14 protein-coding genes and 1 tRNA gene are annotated in these 14,630 nt (G+C 65.3%); 10 read left to right on the top strand and 5 right to left on the bottom strand.

Translation table 11 applies throughout. The annotated features are described in order from the left end of the window. Window positions 1–23 precede the first annotated feature (23 nt). The 4 genes from WKW80_RS09425 to WKW80_RS09410 are packed head-to-tail and all read left to right on the top strand — an operon-like array spanning window position 24 to window position 3,497. Complete coding sequence (locus tag WKW80_RS09425; RefSeq protein ID WP_340363305.1) at window positions 24–1,004, top strand: branched-chain amino acid ABC transporter permease; 981 nt, start codon at window positions 24–26, stop codon at window positions 1,002–1,004. After that, window positions 1,004–2,068 carry a branched-chain amino acid ABC transporter permease gene (locus WKW80_RS09420; RefSeq protein ID WP_340363304.1) on the top strand — a complete coding sequence of 355 codons (1,065 nt, stop codon included), beginning with the start codon at window positions 1,004–1,006 and terminating at the stop codon, window positions 2,066–2,068. The genes WKW80_RS09425 and WKW80_RS09420 overlap by 1 nt, the downstream gene beginning before the upstream one ends. Further along, entirely contained in the window at window positions 2,065–2,937 is an 873-nt protein-coding gene (locus tag WKW80_RS09415) for an alpha/beta fold hydrolase (RefSeq protein WP_340363303.1), read from the top strand. The genes WKW80_RS09420 and WKW80_RS09415 overlap by 4 nt, the downstream gene beginning before the upstream one ends. Before the next feature lie 53 nt (window positions 2,938–2,990). Continuing rightward, complete coding sequence (locus tag WKW80_RS09410; RefSeq protein ID WP_340363302.1) at window positions 2,991–3,497, top strand: DUF1993 domain-containing protein; 507 nt, start codon at window positions 2,991–2,993, stop codon at window positions 3,495–3,497. On the opposite strand, the gene WKW80_RS09405 is transcribed toward WKW80_RS09410, so the two are convergent. Next, complete coding sequence (locus WKW80_RS09405) at window positions 3,479–3,817, bottom strand: hypothetical protein (RefSeq protein WP_340363301.1); 339 nt, start codon at window positions 3,815–3,817, stop codon at window positions 3,479–3,481. The genes WKW80_RS09410 and WKW80_RS09405 overlap by 19 nt on opposite strands. Before the next feature lie 166 nt (window positions 3,818–3,983). After that, a complete protein-coding gene (gene hemH, locus WKW80_RS09400; RefSeq protein WP_340363300.1) occupies window positions 3,984–5,009 on the bottom strand; it encodes a ferrochelatase in 1,026 nt (341 codons plus the stop codon). A 15-nt stretch (window positions 5,010–5,024) separates the two neighbouring features. On the opposite strand from hemH, the gene WKW80_RS09395 reads away from it, so the two are divergent. Beyond that, window positions 5,025–5,765: an HAD family hydrolase gene (locus tag WKW80_RS09395; protein WP_340363299.1), complete on the top strand. Its 741-nt coding sequence runs from the start codon at window positions 5,025–5,027 to the stop codon at window positions 5,763–5,765. Between the two features lie 4 nt (window positions 5,766–5,769). On the opposite strand, the gene hpnE is transcribed toward WKW80_RS09395, so the two are convergent. The 3 genes from hpnE to hpnC are packed head-to-tail and all read right to left on the bottom strand — an operon-like array spanning window position 5,770 to window position 8,828. Next, window positions 5,770–7,050 (bottom strand): hydroxysqualene dehydroxylase HpnE, encoded by a 1,281-nt coding sequence (gene hpnE / locus WKW80_RS09390; protein ID WP_340363298.1) that lies wholly within the window; start codon window positions 7,048–7,050, stop codon window positions 5,770–5,772. A gap of 34 nt (window positions 7,051–7,084) precedes the next feature. Next, on the bottom strand, window positions 7,085–7,927 hold the full coding sequence (hpnD, locus tag WKW80_RS09385) for a presqualene diphosphate synthase HpnD (protein ID WP_340363297.1): 843 nt from the start codon (window positions 7,925–7,927) through the stop codon (window positions 7,085–7,087). A gap of 46 nt (window positions 7,928–7,973) precedes the next feature. After that, entirely contained in the window at window positions 7,974–8,828 is an 855-nt protein-coding gene (gene hpnC / locus WKW80_RS09380; protein WP_422822884.1) for a squalene synthase HpnC, read from the bottom strand. 33 nt (window positions 8,829–8,861) lie between these two features. Between hpnC and WKW80_RS09375 the strand changes: the two genes are divergently transcribed. The 5 genes from WKW80_RS09375 to clpX all read left to right on the top strand — a co-directional run bounded on the left by WKW80_RS09375 (window position 8,862) and on the right by clpX (window position 14,569). Beyond that, window positions 8,862–10,778, top strand: a complete 1,917-nt coding sequence (locus tag WKW80_RS09375; RefSeq protein WP_422822880.1) for a potassium transporter Kup — start codon at window positions 8,862–8,864, stop codon at window positions 10,776–10,778. Window positions 10,779–11,022: 244 nt separating this feature from the next. Beyond that, window positions 11,023–11,109 (top strand) — tRNA-Leu (locus WKW80_RS09370). A 29-nt stretch (window positions 11,110–11,138) separates the two neighbouring features. After that, a complete protein-coding gene (tig, locus tag WKW80_RS09365; protein ID WP_340363295.1) occupies window positions 11,139–12,458 on the top strand; it encodes a trigger factor in 1,320 nt (439 codons plus the stop codon). A gap of 103 nt (window positions 12,459–12,561) precedes the next feature. Further along, entirely contained in the window at window positions 12,562–13,170 is a 609-nt protein-coding gene (clpP, locus tag WKW80_RS09360; RefSeq protein WP_340363294.1) for an ATP-dependent Clp endopeptidase proteolytic subunit ClpP, read from the top strand. A 133-nt stretch (window positions 13,171–13,303) separates the two neighbouring features. After that, complete coding sequence (gene clpX / locus WKW80_RS09355; RefSeq protein WP_340363293.1) at window positions 13,304–14,569, top strand: ATP-dependent Clp protease ATP-binding subunit ClpX; 1,266 nt, start codon at window positions 13,304–13,306, stop codon at window positions 14,567–14,569. The last annotated feature ends 61 nt before the right edge of the window (window positions 14,570–14,630 follow it).

Raw genomic sequence — 14,630 nt, 5'->3', positions numbered from 1 at the left:
GAAATGGCAAGCGTGGGGGCATCATGAAATTCGACTTCGACTGGAAGCCACTGCTGCTGGTGCCGGGGCTTGCGCTCATCGCGCTGGTGTTCACGGGCTCGTTCTCGACCTGGCTCACGCTCACCATCGCGGGGCTTGCGATGGGCATGATCATCTTCATCATCGCGTCGGGCCTGACGCTCGTCTTCGGGCTGATGGACGTGCTGAATTTCGGCCACGGCGTGTTCATCGCATTCGGCGCGTACCTGGCGACCACGGTGCTTGGCGGCATGAGCGACTGGGCCACGGCGGATTCGCTCGCGCGCAACCTGATGGCGCTCGTGCCGGCGCTGCTGATCGCGATGCTGGCGGCCGGCGCGCTGGGCGTGTTGTTCGAGCGCTTCATCGTGCGGCCCGTGTACGGCCAGCACCTGAAGCAGATACTCATCACGGTGGGCGGCGTGATCATCGGCGAGGAACTGATCAAGGTGATATGGGGGCCGGCGCAGTTGCCGCTGCTGCCGCCCACCGCGATGTCGGGCACGGTGTTCTGGCTCGGCGCTCCCATAGAGAAGTACCGGCTGTTCGCGGTGGCCGTCGGCATCGTCGTGTTCGCGGGGCTGGCCTGGACGCTGTCGCGTACCAAGGTCGGCCTGCTGATCCGTGCCGGCGTGCAAGACCGCGAGATGGTCGAGTCGCTCGGCTATCGCATCCGGCGCCTGTTCATCGGCATCTTCGCAATCGGCAGCGCCCTGGCCGGCCTGGGCGGCGTGATGTGGGGGCTGTTCCAGCAGAGCGTGGTGCCGCAGATCGGCGCGCAGGTGAACGTGCTGCTGTTCATCGTCATCATCATCGGCGGCCTGGGCTCGACCGGCGGTGCGCTCATCGGTGCGCTGCTCGTCGGCCTGATGGCCAACTACAGCGGCTTCCTGCTGCCCAAGCTGGCGCTTTTCTCCAACATCCTGCTGATGGTGGGCATCCTGTTGTGGCGTCCGCAGGGCGTGTATCCGGTGAGCAGCAGATGATGCTGAAAAGACTTCTTTCCGACGACACGCCGCGCAGCCGCGTGCTGGCCGCGTTGCTGATTGCGGTGGTGCTCGGCCTGGCCTTCGCGCCGTTCATCTTCCCCGGCGTCAAGGCGCTCAGCGTGGCCGCCAAGGTGCTGGTCTTCATCGTGCTCGTGGCAAGCTTCGACTTGCTGCTGGGCTACACCGGCATCGTGAGCTTTGCCCACACGATGTTCTTCGGCATCGGTGCGTACGGCATCGCGATCTCGGCGACGCGGCTCGGCGCGGGCTGGGAGGCGATGGCGGTCGGGCTTGGCGCATCGCTCGCCGTGTCGCTCGTGTTGTCGTTCGCCGTCGGCTTGTTCTCCCTGCGCGTCCGGGCCATCTTCTTCGCGATGATCACGCTGGCCGTGGCCTCCGCGTTCCAGACCCTGGCCTCGCAGCTCTCGGACTTCACCGGCGGCGAAGACGGCCTGACATTCAAGCTGCCCGAACTGATCTCGCCAAGCTTCGAGTTCTCGGAGGAGCCGTTCCTGGGCGTCTCGCTGGACGGACGCCTGCTTTGCTACTACATGCTGTTCGTCGCGGCGGTGGTGCTGGTGCTGGCGCTGCTGCGCATCGTCAACTCGCCCTTCGGCCGCGTGTTGCAGGCCATCCGCGAGAACGAATTCCGCGCCGAGGCCATCGGCTATCGCGTGGTCGTGTATCGCACCACGGCGGCGGTGCTTTCGGCCCTGTTCGCCACGCTGGCCGGCGCGATGCTCGCAATCTGGCTTCGATACAACGGTCCGGATACTTCGCTGAGCTTCGAGATCATGGTCGACGTGCTGTTGATCGTCGTGATCGGCGGCATGGGTACCGTCTACGGCTCGGTCGTCGGCGCCACCTTGTTCGTGGTGGCGCAGAGCTACCTGCAGGACCTGCTGAAGCTCGGCAGCGCGGCCGCGAGCGACCTGCCGTGGCTGTCGGTCTTGCTGTCGCCGGACCGCTGGCTGCTGTGGGTCGGCGTGCTGTACGTGCTCTCTGTCTACTATTTCCCGACCGGCGTCGTCGGCCGGCTTCGCACACGGGCATCGCGATGAACGCACCTTCCTCCCACTACGTCCAGTTCGTCGGCCGCGAGATCCACTTCATGGACTGGGGGCCGCGCAATGGCGAGGTCATCATCGCCTGGCACGGGCTCGCGCGCACCTGCCGCGACATGGACGACCTTGCGCAGCATTTCGCCGAACGCGGCTTCCGCGTGCTGTGCCCCGACACCATCGGCCGCGGCCTGAGCCAGTGGAGCCGTGCGCCGGACGACGAATACCAGCTCTCGTTCTATGCGCAGCTCGCCGATGCCTTCTGCGAGACGCTGAATCTGGAGCGTGTCCACTGGGTCGGTACGTCGATGGGCGGCGCGATCGGCATGGTCTGCGCGTCGGGCCTGGCGCAGCCGCGCATGAAGCAGCGGATCAGGAGCCTGGTCATCAACGACACCGCGCCGGAAGTCGCGGCTTCGGCCATCGAGCGCATCCGCTCCTATGCCGGCAGCCCGCCCGCCTTCGACAGCGTGCTCGAACTCGAAGCTTTCTTCCGCACGGTCTACAAGCCCTATGGCTGGCTCAGCGACGCGCAATGGCGCCGTCTCACCGAGACATCCACGCGCCGCCTGGCCGACGGCCGCGTCACGCCGCACTACGACCCGGCCATGGTGCGGCAGTTCATTGCGCACCCCGACGACTATCTGATCTGGGCACATTACGACGCCATCGAAGCGCCGATGCTGGCCCTGCGCGGCGTCGACTCCGACCTGGTGCGGCCGGAGACCATCACCGCCATGCATGGTCGCGGCCCCGGTGCGCGCGGAAGGCTGCGGGTGATCGAGGTACCGGGCTGCGGCCACGCACCCGCACTCAACGTGCCGGCGCATCTGGACCCCATCGAGGCATTCATCCGCGCGGCTGCCTGAGAAAATTGGCGCCACAATCGCGCGCCCTTCAAAACTACCTGAGAGACCCTGTCATGCTTATCTCGATGTACGACGCATCTGTCACCGTCTTCCTGCACAACCTGAACCAGCTTTCGCATCTGCTCGACAAAGGCCTGGAGCATGCCAAGGCCAACGGCATCGATCCGGCCACATTGGTGGAGGCGCGGCTGGCTCCGGACATGCTGCCGCTGTCGAAGCAAGTGCAGATTGCCAGCGACACCGCCAAGCTCGCCGCAGCACGCCTGACCGGCATCGCCGCGCCGAGCTACGAAGACAACGAATCAACTTTCGAGGAACTGCAAGCCCGCATCGCGAAGACGCGCGAATGGCTTCAGGGCCTGGCGCGCGAGACCTTTGCCGCCAGCGAGGAACGCGCGGTCAGCTTCAAGGCCGGCCCGACCGAACTGAACTTTGCCGGCCTCGGCTACCTGCTGCACTTTGCGATCCCGAACTTCTTCTTCCACGTCACGACCGCCTACGACATCCTCCGCCACAACGGCGTGCCGATCGGCAAGCGCGACTACCTCGGCCGGGCCTGAGGCCGGGCCGGAGCCCGGACCTGGGCGCTGACCTGAGCATGACTCGTCACGGGCCCGAAAGGGGCCTGCGGCTCGCTCTCCGGCCCGTTGTCCGGATGCACCAGGATCCACAGGATGCGGCACTGGCCGACCAGCAGTCCGGTCAGCATCAAGATGCCGAAGATGCCGTAGTCGCCCCGTCTGCCGGCGACCGCGTCATACAGCAGCGTCGCGACTGCGCCCAGCGCGACGATGCACGCGGTCAACGACAGCGCCGTGGTGACGACCCGGAAGAAGGTTTTCATGCCGATCAGGATGGCGTCCGCGCCGGGAGCGGTCAATGTGCCGGACGGTGCAGGGCGCCGTCTGTCTTTCGGCGTAGATCTTTTCATTACAGGGTAAACCCGTAGCATCGCCGTTAGATCCCAGGGAAACCGCGGAACCGGCTTCGCCGGCCCGCTGGTATCGCCCTCTTGAAGGGGAGGCGCGCGGGCGCCTCGCGGGTGGCTATCTCGTTTTCCAGCCGCTCAAATGGCGCTCCGCAATGCCGCAGAGCGCCGTGATCCATGCGTTGCCATCGTTCAGCGCAGGGATGTAGTGAAACTCCTTGCCGCCCGCGTGCAGGAACGCATCGCGCCCTTCCATCGCGATCTCTTCCAGCGTCTCCAGGCAATCCGCCGGAAAACCGGGGCACATCACATCGACGCGCGCCGCGCCCGCCGCGCCGAGTGCGCGCAGCGTCGGCTCGGTGTACGGCTCCAGCCACTTGGCGCGGCCGAAGCGCGATTGAAAAGTCACGCGATAGCGGTCAATCGGCAACTGCAGTCGCTCGGCCAACAAGCGCGCGGTCTCCAGGCATTGCGCCTGATACGGGTCCCCCAACTGCACGTTGCGCGCCGGAATGCCGTGAAAACTCATCACCAACTGGTCGGGCCGGCCGTGATGCTTCCAGTGCGCCATCACGCTGGCAGCTAGCGCGTCGATGTAGTGCGGATCGTCGTGGTACTGGTTGACGAAGCGGAACTCGGGCAGGCGGCGCACCCTGCGGCTCCAGTCATTGACCGCGTCGATCATGCTGGCCGTCGTGGTCGCCGAATATTGCGGGTAGGCCTGCAACACCAGCACGCGGGTCACGCCTTCGGCCTTGAGGGCATCCAGTTGCGACGCGATCGACGGGTTTGCATAGCGCATCGCCTCGCGCACCGTCACGCGATGGCCGCGTTCGCCAAGCCAGCCGCTCAGCATCACGGCTTGCTTGCGCGTCCACGTCTTCAACGGCGAGCCGTCGGGCGTCCACACGCTCGCGTACTTGGCGGCCGACTTCGCCGGCCGCGTGCGCAGGATGATGCCGTGCAGGATCAGCGACCACACGAGCTTTGGAATCTCGACCACGCGCGGGTCGCTCAGGAAATCGGCGAGATAGATGCGCACTGCGCGGGCTGTCGGCTCGTCGGGCGAGCCAAGGTTGCACCAGAGCACGGCAGTGCGCTCATCGGCAGGAAAAACTGCAGGCGGTTCGGGGCGAAAAAGCATGCGGTATTCTGGCGCATGACCTCCGCGACCCTGGCCCCGCCTCTCGACGTGAAACGCATTGCCGGCATCACCCTCGACCTCGACGACACCCTCTGGCCGATCTGGCCCACCATCGAATACGCCGAGCGCATGCTGCATCAGTGGATGGAGGCCGAAGCGCCGCGCACTGCCGCCATGCTGGTCACCCCCGGCGTGCTGCAGGAGCTGCGGGAGGCCACCGCCAAGGAGCGCTCCGACCTGGCCCACGACCTGGGCGCGCTGCGGCTGGAGTCCATCCGCGCCGCGCTCCGTCGTGCTGGCGAGGACCCGGCGCTGGCCGAGCCGGCGTTCGAGGTCTTCTTCGCCGCGCGCCAGAAAGTCAAACTCTACGACGATGCGCTGCCCGCGCTGCGATGGCTCAGCGAGCGCTATCCGCTCGTGGCCATTTCCAACGGCAATGCCGACATTCATCGCACCGGGGTGGGCAGGTGGTTTCGCACCGCATTCAGCGCGCGTTCATTTGGCAGCGGCAAGCCGCAGGCACCGATTTTTCGCGCGGCAGCCGCATCGATCGGACTGTTGCCGCGCGATGTGCTGCACGTCGGCGACGACGCGGAACTCGACGTGGTCGGCGCGCTCAACGCCGGCATGCAGGCGGCCTGGCTGGTGCGCGAGGAGCGGCCATGGGCGCACGGGATGCATCCGCACCTGATCGTGCCCAATCTGCATGCACTGTGCGACGCGCTTGGCGCGGGTGTGCGGACCGCGCCGGCCTGAAGACTCAGGAAGCCGAGGCAGCGGCCATCGCGGAAAGCACGGCACCTTCCAGCGTCGCGGGGTAGGGCCCTTCCACGTAGTCCCCGCAAGCACGCAAGCCCGGTGCGATCGCCATCGACGGGCGCTGCAGTCCGGGCAGGCAAGCAAAGGTCGCGCGCTTGTCGACGACGGTCTGCAGCACGCGCGGATCTGCGCAGCCCAGTTGCCCTGTGGCCTGAGCGCACACCTGGGACTCCAGCATTGCGCGCTCGGTGCCGCTGGCGCTGACCACCATGGCCCACACGCCTTCATCGCCGCAGAGTTGCGAGCGGTCGAATGCGAACTGTGCGGGCGCATCCGGCGTCGATCGCAGCGCGAGCATGGGTTCCGGAAGGCGGTGTCCGCCTTCGAGATAGACCGTCGTGATGGCCTCGAAGCGCAGCGCGCGGGCTTGCGCGCACCATGCGCCGGTGCCGGTGCCGGTGCCGGTGCCGGCGCTGCTGCCTTCGACGAGCCGTGCGGCTTCCGCCGGCGGACAGGCGAGCAATACCGCGTCAAAAGCTTCGCCGTCGACATGCCAACCGGGCGTCGCCGGCACGACGGCCTGCACACGATGGCCAATTTCGATGCGGCCGCCGCGATTGCAGACCCAGCGGCTCGCAGCCTCGGGGAACAACGCGCCCAAGTCATGTCGCGGCAGCAGCAAGTTCGAGCCGCCGCTCACGCCGAACATTGCATCGCGCAATACGCGCAGGAAGACCTGTCCACTGGCCTCCGGCGCGGGCGTGTTGAGCGCGGACACGCAAAGCGGATCGATCATCTCGTCGCGTACGCGGTGCGTGAGGGCGGCGCACAGGTCCGCAACGGACCGGGTTGCATCGCAGGTAAAGCCCGCACGCTGCCAGCCGATGGCGACGCGCAGCAACGCGAGCTTGTCGCGCCACGACCAGCCGCGCGCACCCAGGATGCCGACGAATGCATCGAGTGGCGCCGGCAACGCTGGCAAGCGCAGGCCGTTGCCATCGGGGAACACCAGTGCCAGCGGCGTGCGCAGCAGCGCGTCGTCGACATCGATGCCCACCTGGCGCATCAGCCGCAGGGTCTGTGCATAGGCGCCGATCATGATGTGCTGGCCGCTGTCGAGCGTGATCGGTGTGCCGTCGGACCTGGTCGCGCTCACCGCGCGCGCACGACCACCGAGTTGGCGCGAGGCCTCGAAGACAGTGACGCCGTGGCCCGCGTGCGTTGCTTCGACGGCGGCGGCAAGGCCGGCCCAGCCGGCACCGATGATGGCGATGCGCTTCATGGCAGGCGCCGGCACTCCTGCCGGGCTGCTCCCGTCACACCCGCCCCAGGGCCTGCACGCGCCACGCCAGCCACAACTTGCGCACCGGCGTCAGGCTCACGCGCTGGTTCAGCACCTGGAAGTCGTCGCTCTCGATCTCCCGCAGCAGCGTGCGATAGATGCTGGCCATCATCAGCCCCGGCTTTTGTGCGCGAAGGTCGGCAGCCGGCAGCAGCGTCAGCGCCTCGTCGTACGCCGCATGGGCACGCGCGGCCTGGAACTTCATCAGCGCGACGAAGCGATCGGAGTACACGCGGTTCAGCAACTCGTGCGCCTTCACATCGAACTTCTGAAGTTCATTCACAGGCAGGTAGATGCGGCCACGCATCGCGTCCTCGCCGACATCGCGAATGATGTTGGTCAACTGCAGCGCCAGGCCGAGCTTGTGCGCGTACTCGGTGGTGCGGGCGTCGGTCTGGCCGAAGATGCGCGCCGCCACTTCGCCGACCACCCCGGCCACCAGGTGGCAGTACTGCGCCAGGTTGGGAAACGCGAGGTAGCGCGTCTGTTCCAGGTCCATCTGGCAGCCATCGATGACCTGCTGCAACTGCATTGCCTCGATGCCGAATTCGGCGGTGCAAGGCATCAGCGCCTTCATCACCGGATGGGTCGGCTTGCCGGCGAATGCCTGCGCGACCTCGGTGCGCCACCAGGCGAGCTTGGTGGCCGCGACGCCGGGGTCGCGCACCTCGTCGACCACGTCGTCCACCTCGCGGCAGAAGGCATAGAAGGCCGTGATCGCCGCGCGGCGCGGCTTGGGCAGGAACAGAAAGGCGTAGTAGAAGCTGCTGCCCGATGCGGCGGCTTTTTGCTGGACGTATTGCTCGGGCGTGGTCATCGTGCGTGCGAAATCATGGGCCGCAATTGTCGACGACGCGAGCGGCTTACATGCGCAGGGCGCGCCACGCGAGCAGCGGTGCGTCGGTGGCGCCGACGGTGGGGCGATGGCGCAGCGTGTCGAAGCCCAGCGCCTCGATCTTGTCGAGGATGCGCAGGCCGCCTTGCACCACCAGGCGCAGTTCCCATCCCATGCGGCCCGGCACGCGGTGGACCAGCGGCGCGCCTTGCGCCATGAGTTCGCGAGCCCATTCGACTTCGGCTGCGATCAGGTTGAGTGCTGATTTCGGCGGTGCGGTCGCGGAATCCGTCCCCAGGGATTTGAGCTTGCCCGGCTTTATCCGGAATGTCTTGCAGTCGGCCAGCGGAAAGTAGAAGCGGCCGCGCGGCAAGTCGACGCTCGGGTCCTGCCAGAAGTTGATGAGTTGCAGCGAAGTGCAGATGGCATCGCTCTGCACCAGCGCAGTGGCGTCGTCGATGTCGTAGAGGTGCAGCATCAGCCGGCCAATCGGGTTGGCCGACCGGCTGCAGTAGTCGAGCAAGGCGGCGCGATCGATGTAGTCGGTGCCGTCGCGCGTCTTCTCGATGTCTTGCGTGAAGGCCGACAGCAGCGCGGCCAGCAAGGGCTCCGGCAGGGAGAAGTCGCGCATTGCCACGGCCAGCGCGCCGAATACCGCCGGCCAGCGCGTCGAAACCCGGCCATTGCGCGCCACGGCCCGGAGGTCGGCACGATACGCCTTCAATTGGGTCAGGCGTTCGTCAGGCGACAGGTCGCCTTCGTCGGCGATGTCGTCGGCCGTGCGCGCAAAGTTGTAGATGGCCGTGATCGGCGGCCGCAGCCGTGGCGGGCAGAGCAGGGAGGCGACCGGAAAGTTTTCGTAATGTTCAGACACGCGCCGCATTGTCGGGCACGGCTGTACGATGGTGCGCACATCATGACCTCCACCACCCCCGCGTCTCATTCCCATACCGGCGCCGAGTCGCATGCCACCGGCCGGGCGGCCGTGGTGGTGGCAGCGCTGGGCGTAGTCTTCGGCGACATCGGCACCTCGCCGCTCTACGCCTTCAAGGAAACGCTGAATCCGGAGCATGGGGTGGCTTTCGCGCCCGATGCCGTGCTGGGACTGCTGTCGCTCATCTTCTGGGGCCTGATGGTGGTCGTGACGCTCAAGTACGTGATGTTCGTGCTGCGCGCCGACTACGACGGCGAGGGTGGCATCCTGGCTCTGCAGGCACTGGCGCGGCGTGCGGTGGAGGGGGCGCACGCGCCGGCATGGATGTGGCAAATCCTGGGTCTGCTCGGGCTCGTGGGCGCCGCGATGTTCTACGGCGACAGCCTGATCACGCCGGCCATTTCGGTGCTGTCGGCCGTCGAGGGGCTGGAGGTGGAGGCGCACGCGCTGAGGCCATTCGTCATCCCGATCACCATGGCGATCCTGGTCGCGCTGTTTGCCGTGCAGCGCCACGGCACGCACGTGGTCGGCAAGGTCTTCGGGCCGGTCATGCTTTTGTGGTTCGTCGTGCTGGGCGCGGCGGGCTTGACGCAGGTGTTGAAGCAGCCGCAGGTGCTGGTCGCGCTGGACCCTTCCCGCGCCCTCGGCTTCATGCTGGCGCACCGGGCGCAGGCGCTGTCGGTGCTCGGGGCGGTTTTCCTGGCCTTTACCGGCGGCGAGGCGCTCTATGCCGACATGGGGCACTTCGGTGCCAGGCCGATCCGCTTCGCCTGGCTTTTCATTGCAATGCCGGGTCTGGTGCTCAACTATTTCGGACAGGGCGCGCTGGTGTTGGGCAACCCGGCCGCCATCGACAACCCGTTCTTTCGCATGTATCCGTCGTGGGCCGTGCTTCCGATGGTGTTCCTGGCCGCCTTTGCCACGGTGATTGCCTCGCAGGCGGTGATCTCGGGTGCCTTCTCGCTCACCGCACAGGCCATGCGCATGGGCTACCTGCCGCGCATGCGCATCGTCCAGACCTCCGGCGCGGCCATCGGGCAGATCTATGTACCCGCCATCAACTGGTCGCTGATGGTCGGTGTGCTGTTGCTGGTGGTGGGCTTCGGCAGTTCCAGCGCGCTGTCGGCGGCGTATGGCATCGCGGTGTCGATCACGATGGTGACGACCACCTTGCTCGCGGGCGTGGTGGCCTACAAGCTGTGGCGCTGGAACCGCGTCGCCGTGGTGCTTGGCGTCGTGGTATTTGCGGGGATCGACCTGACGTTCGTGGTCGCCAACAGCCTCAAGGTGGCGCAGGGCGGATGGCTCACCCTGGCCGTGGCCGTCGTCATGATGGTGATTTTCACGACCTGGGCCAAGGGCCGGCGGCTTGGCCTGCAAGCGGCAGAGGCCCATCAGTTGCCGCTCGAGCCCTTCGTCGAATCGCTGGCAGGACACATGCCGCACCGTGTGAGCGGCACGGCGGTTTTCCTCAACCGCGACGCGTATTCGGTGCCGCATGCACTGCTGCACAACCTCAAGCACAACCAGGTGCTGCACAACCAGGTGATCGTGCTCGTGGTGCAGTCCAATCCCACGCCTCGCGTCGATGCGGTGCACAGGATCTCGGCGCGCAGCCTCGGCCACGGCGTGTGGTCGGTCATTGCGCGGCACGGCTTCATGGAGCGGCCGGACGTGCCGGAATTCATCCGCATCTTCGCGTACCAGCAAGGGCTGGCCTGCGAGACGATGAGCACCTCGTACTTCACCTCGCGCGCATCGGTCACGGCCGGGCAGCTGCCGGGCATGAACCGCGTGCGGCAGGTGCTGTTCAGCTGGCTGCAGCGCAACGCGGGCAGGGCGTCGGATTATTTCGAGTTGCCAGGCAATCGGCTGGTGGAGATGGGGCAACGGAACTGACCTGGCGTGCCGATCCTGGTCGTTCGATTTGTTGTGCGTGCCGATCGGCGCGCGCATCGCCACGGGGCTGGCAGTCGCCCAACACCACCCTGCCGTGTGCGAAGTGCCCGAGCAATGGCGAAGTGCCCGCTTCGAACGGGCCCCGGCCCCGGTTTAGAATACACGGTTGACCGATTTCAAGCGGCTGGCTGCCTTGCGCTTCCCTCTAGGAGCCAACCGCTTTTTGCATCCATTCACCAGAGACGCGCGGGTGGCGAAATTGGTAGACGCACCAGGTTTAGGTCCTGACGTTCGCAAGAACGTGCCGGTTCGAGTCCGGCCCCGCGCACCAGCTCCAGATTCACTTTTGAGGAACAAAAAATGACCGTGACTGTAGAGACTCTCGAGAAACTCGAGCGCAAGATCACGCTGACCCTGCCGGTCGGCACCATCCAGAACGAAGTCGATTCGCGTCTCAAGAAGCTCGCGCGCACCGTGAAGATGGACGGCTTCCGTCCAGGCAAGGTGCCGATGAACGTCGTGGCCCAGCGCTATGGCTACTCGGTGCACTACGAAGTCATGAACGACAAGGTCGGCGAAGCCTTCTCGCAAGCCGCCAACGAAGCCAAGCTGCGCGTCGCCGGCCAGCCCCGCATCACCGAAAAGGAAGAAGCGCCCGAAGGCCAACTGGCTTTCGACGCCGTCTTCGAAGTGTTCCCCGAGGTCAAGATCAACGACCTGTCCACCGCCCAGGTCGAGCGCCTGACCGCCGAAGTCAGCGACGAAGCCATCGACAAGACCCTCGACATCCTGCGCAAGCAACGCCGTACCTTCGCCCAACGCGCGCTGGATGCTGCAGCGCAAGATACCGACCGCGTGACGGTCGACTTCGAAGGCAAGATCGACGGCGAGCCCTTCCAGGGTGGCAAGGCCGAAGACTTCCAGTTCGTCATCGGCGAAGGCCAGATGCTCAAGGAATTCGAAGACGCCGTGCGTGGCCTGAAGAACGGCGACAGCCGTACCTTCCCGCTGTCGTTCCCGGCCGACTACCACGGCAAGGATGTGGCCGGCAAGCAAGCCGACTTCATGGTCACCGTGAAGAAGATCGAGTCGACGCACCTGCCCGAAGTCAACGAACAACTCGCCAAGTCGCTCGGCATTGCCGAAGCCACGGTCGAGGGCCTGCGCGCCGACATCAAGCGCAACCTCGAGCGCGAAGTGAAGTTCCGCCTGCTGTCCCGGAACAAGACCGCCGTGATGGACGCGCTGATCGCCAACGCAGAGCTCGACCTGCCGAAGGCCAGCGTGCAGCAGGAAGTCCAGCGCATGGTCGAAGGCGCCCGCGCCGAACTCAAGCAGCGTGGCATCAAGGACGCCGACAAGGCGCCGATTCCCGAAGAGATCTTCCAGGCACAGGCCGAGCGCCGCGTGCGCCTCGGCCTGGTGGTCGGCGAACTGGTGCGTGTCAACAACCTGCACGCCAAGCCCGAGCAGATCAAGGCCCACGTCGATGAACTGGCTGCCAGCTACGAGAAGCCGCAGGACGTCGTTCGCTGGTACTTCAGCGACAACAACCGCCTGGCCGAGGTCGAATCCGTGGTCATCGAGAACAACGTCACCGACTTCGTGCTGGGCAAGGCGCAGGTCAGCGACAAGTCGGTTTCGTTCGACGAACTGATGGCCCAGCAACAGCAGGGCTGATCCATCCCGTACGATTCGACGGGCTTGCAACCGCGCAGGCTCATCCCCATTTGCACTTTTGCCGGCATCCCCCGGCAAGGTCAAGCACTGAACGGAGCAATTCATGAGCGCACTGGACACTAAAGCTCTCGGCCTGGTGCCGATGGTGATCGAGCAATCGGGCCGCGGCGAGCGGTCCTATGACATCTATTCGCGCTTGCTGAAAGAGCGCGTGATTTTCCTGGTCGGCGAAGTCAACGACCAGACCGCCAACCTCGTGGTGGCGCAACTGCTGTTCCTCGAGAGCGAAAACCCTGACAAGGACATTTCGTTCTACATCAATTCGCCGGGCGGTAGCGTGAGTGCCGGCATGGCAATCTACGACACGATGCAGTTCATCAAGCCGGCGGTGTCGACGCTGTGCATCGGCTTCGCGGCCAGCATGGGCGCATTCCTGCTGGCGGCGGGCGAAAAAGGCAAGCGCTTCTCGCTGCCCAACTCCAAGATCATGATCCACCAGGTGCTCGGCGGCGCACGCGGCCAGGCGACCGACATTGAGATCCATGCCCGTGACATATTGAAGACCCGCGAGCAAATGAACAAGATCCTGGCCGAGCGCACTGGCCAGACGTTTGAGAAAATCGCCCGGGACACCGAACGCGACTATTTCCTGACTGCCGACGAGTCGAAGGAATACGGACTCATCGACCAGGTGATTTCCAAGCGCAGCTAAGATCGCTTGGCGCCCCGGCGCCCGTGCTGCGCCTTGGGGAGAGCAGCACAAGAGCAACAACGGCGTTTGCCCACACGGGAAACGCCGTTTTTGTTTCGCTATCATTGTTAAATTCCAGTTACGAGGCACCTTCATGGCCGAGAAAAAAGGCTCCTCCAGCGAAAAGACGCTTTACTGCTCGTTCTGCGGGAAGAGCCAGCATGAGGTCAAGAAGCTGATCGCCGGTCCTTCGGTGTTCATCTGCGATGAATGCATCGATCTTTGCAACGAGATCATTCGAGACGAACTCCCCGCTGGCGAAGAAACGCGCGACGCACGCAGCGACCTGCCGACGCCGCTTGAAATCAAGGCCAACCTCGATAACTACGTGATCGGCCAGGAGCCGGCCAAGCGCATGCTGGCGGTGGCTGTCTACAACCACTACAAGCGCCTGCGGCACAAGGAAAAGGCCAAAGGCGACGACGTCGAACTCAGCAAGAGCAACATCCTGCTGATCGGGCCCACGGGCTCCGGCAAGACGCTGCTGGCGCAAACGCTGGCGCGCATGCTCGACGTGCCGTTCGTGATGGCCGACGCCACCACGCTGACCGAAGCCGGCTACGTCGGCGAAGACGTCGAAAACATCATCCAGAAGCTGCTGCAAAGCTGCAACTACGAAGTCGAGCGCGCCCAGCGCGGCATCGTCTACATCGACGAGATCGACAAGATCTCCCGCAAGTCGGACAACCCGTCGATCACGCGCGACGTGTCGGGCGAGGGTGTTCAGCAGGCTTTGCTGAAGCTCATCGAGGGGACGATGGCCAGCGTGCCGCCGCAGGGCGGGCGCAAGCATCCGAACCAGGACTTCCTGCAGATCGACACGACCAACATCCTGTTCATCTGCGGCGGTGCGTTTGCCGGACTGGAAAAGGTGATCGAGAACCGTACCGAGGCATCGGGCATCGGTTTCGGTGCGTCGGTGCGCAGCAAGCAGCAGCGCAGCCTCACGGATGTGTTCCGCGAAGTCGAGCCGGAAGACCTGATCAAGTTCGGCCTGATCCCCGAACTGGTTGGCCGCATGCCGGTCGTGGCTTCACTGGCCGAACTGAGCGAAGACGCGCTGGTGCAGATCCTGACCGAGCCGAAGAATGCGGTGGTCAAGCAGTTCACCAAGCTGCTGCAGATGGAAGGCGTGGACCTCGAGATCCGCCCGGCCGCGCTCAAGGCGATCGCGCGCAAGGCGCTTGCCCGCAAGACCGGCGCGCGGGGCCTGCGCTCGATCCTCGAACAGTCGTTGATCGACACGATGTTCGAGTTGCCGAATGCGACCAATGTCGACAAGGTCGTGGTCGAGGAATCGACCATCGATGAGAACAAGGCTCCGTTGCTCGTCTACCGCGAAGCGGCCAAAAAGGCGTAGGTGGCCGAGGTCTCGACGCCGATCTTTCACACGCCAACTGGCGTGTGCCTCACACTGAACG

This window comes from Variovorax humicola (assembly GCF_037889915.1).
Classification (GTDB): domain Bacteria; phylum Pseudomonadota; class Gammaproteobacteria; order Burkholderiales; family Burkholderiaceae_C; genus Variovorax; species Variovorax humicola.
This window is presented reverse-complemented; position numbering and strand designations above follow the sequence as displayed.

Bases quoted from the DNA above. Each gene is read 5' to 3' on its own strand.
- WKW80_RS09425 (WP_340363305.1), top strand. From the start codon at position 24: ATGAAATTCGACTTCGACTGGAAGCCACTGCTGCTGGTGCCGGGGCTT.
- WKW80_RS09420 (WP_340363304.1), top strand. From the start codon at position 1,004: ATGCTGAAAAGACTTCTTTCCGACGACACGCCGCGCAGCCGCGTGCTG.
- WKW80_RS09415 (WP_340363303.1), top strand. From the start codon at position 2,065: ATGAACGCACCTTCCTCCCACTACGTCCAGTTCGTCGGCCGCGAGATC.
- WKW80_RS09410 (WP_340363302.1), top strand. From the start codon at position 2,991: ATGCTTATCTCGATGTACGACGCATCTGTCACCGTCTTCCTGCACAAC.
- hemH (WP_340363300.1), bottom strand. From the start codon at position 5,009: ATGCTTTTTCGCCCCGAACCGCCTGCAGTTTTTCCTGCCGATGAGCGC.
- WKW80_RS09395 (WP_340363299.1), top strand. From the start codon at position 5,025: ATGACCTCCGCGACCCTGGCCCCGCCTCTCGACGTGAAACGCATTGCC.
- hpnE (WP_340363298.1), bottom strand. From the start codon at position 7,050: ATGAAGCGCATCGCCATCATCGGTGCCGGCTGGGCCGGCCTTGCCGCC.
- hpnD (WP_340363297.1), bottom strand. From the start codon at position 7,927: ATGACCACGCCCGAGCAATACGTCCAGCAAAAAGCCGCCGCATCGGGC.
- hpnC (WP_422822884.1), bottom strand. From the start codon at position 8,828: ATGCGGCGCGTGTCTGAACATTACGAAAACTTTCCGGTCGCCTCCCTG.
- WKW80_RS09375 (WP_422822880.1), top strand. From the start codon at position 8,862: ATGACCTCCACCACCCCCGCGTCTCATTCCCATACCGGCGCCGAGTCG.
- tig (WP_340363295.1), top strand. From the start codon at position 11,139: ATGACCGTGACTGTAGAGACTCTCGAGAAACTCGAGCGCAAGATCACG.
- clpP (WP_340363294.1), top strand. From the start codon at position 12,562: ATGAGCGCACTGGACACTAAAGCTCTCGGCCTGGTGCCGATGGTGATC.
- clpX (WP_340363293.1), top strand. From the start codon at position 13,304: ATGGCCGAGAAAAAAGGCTCCTCCAGCGAAAAGACGCTTTACTGCTCG.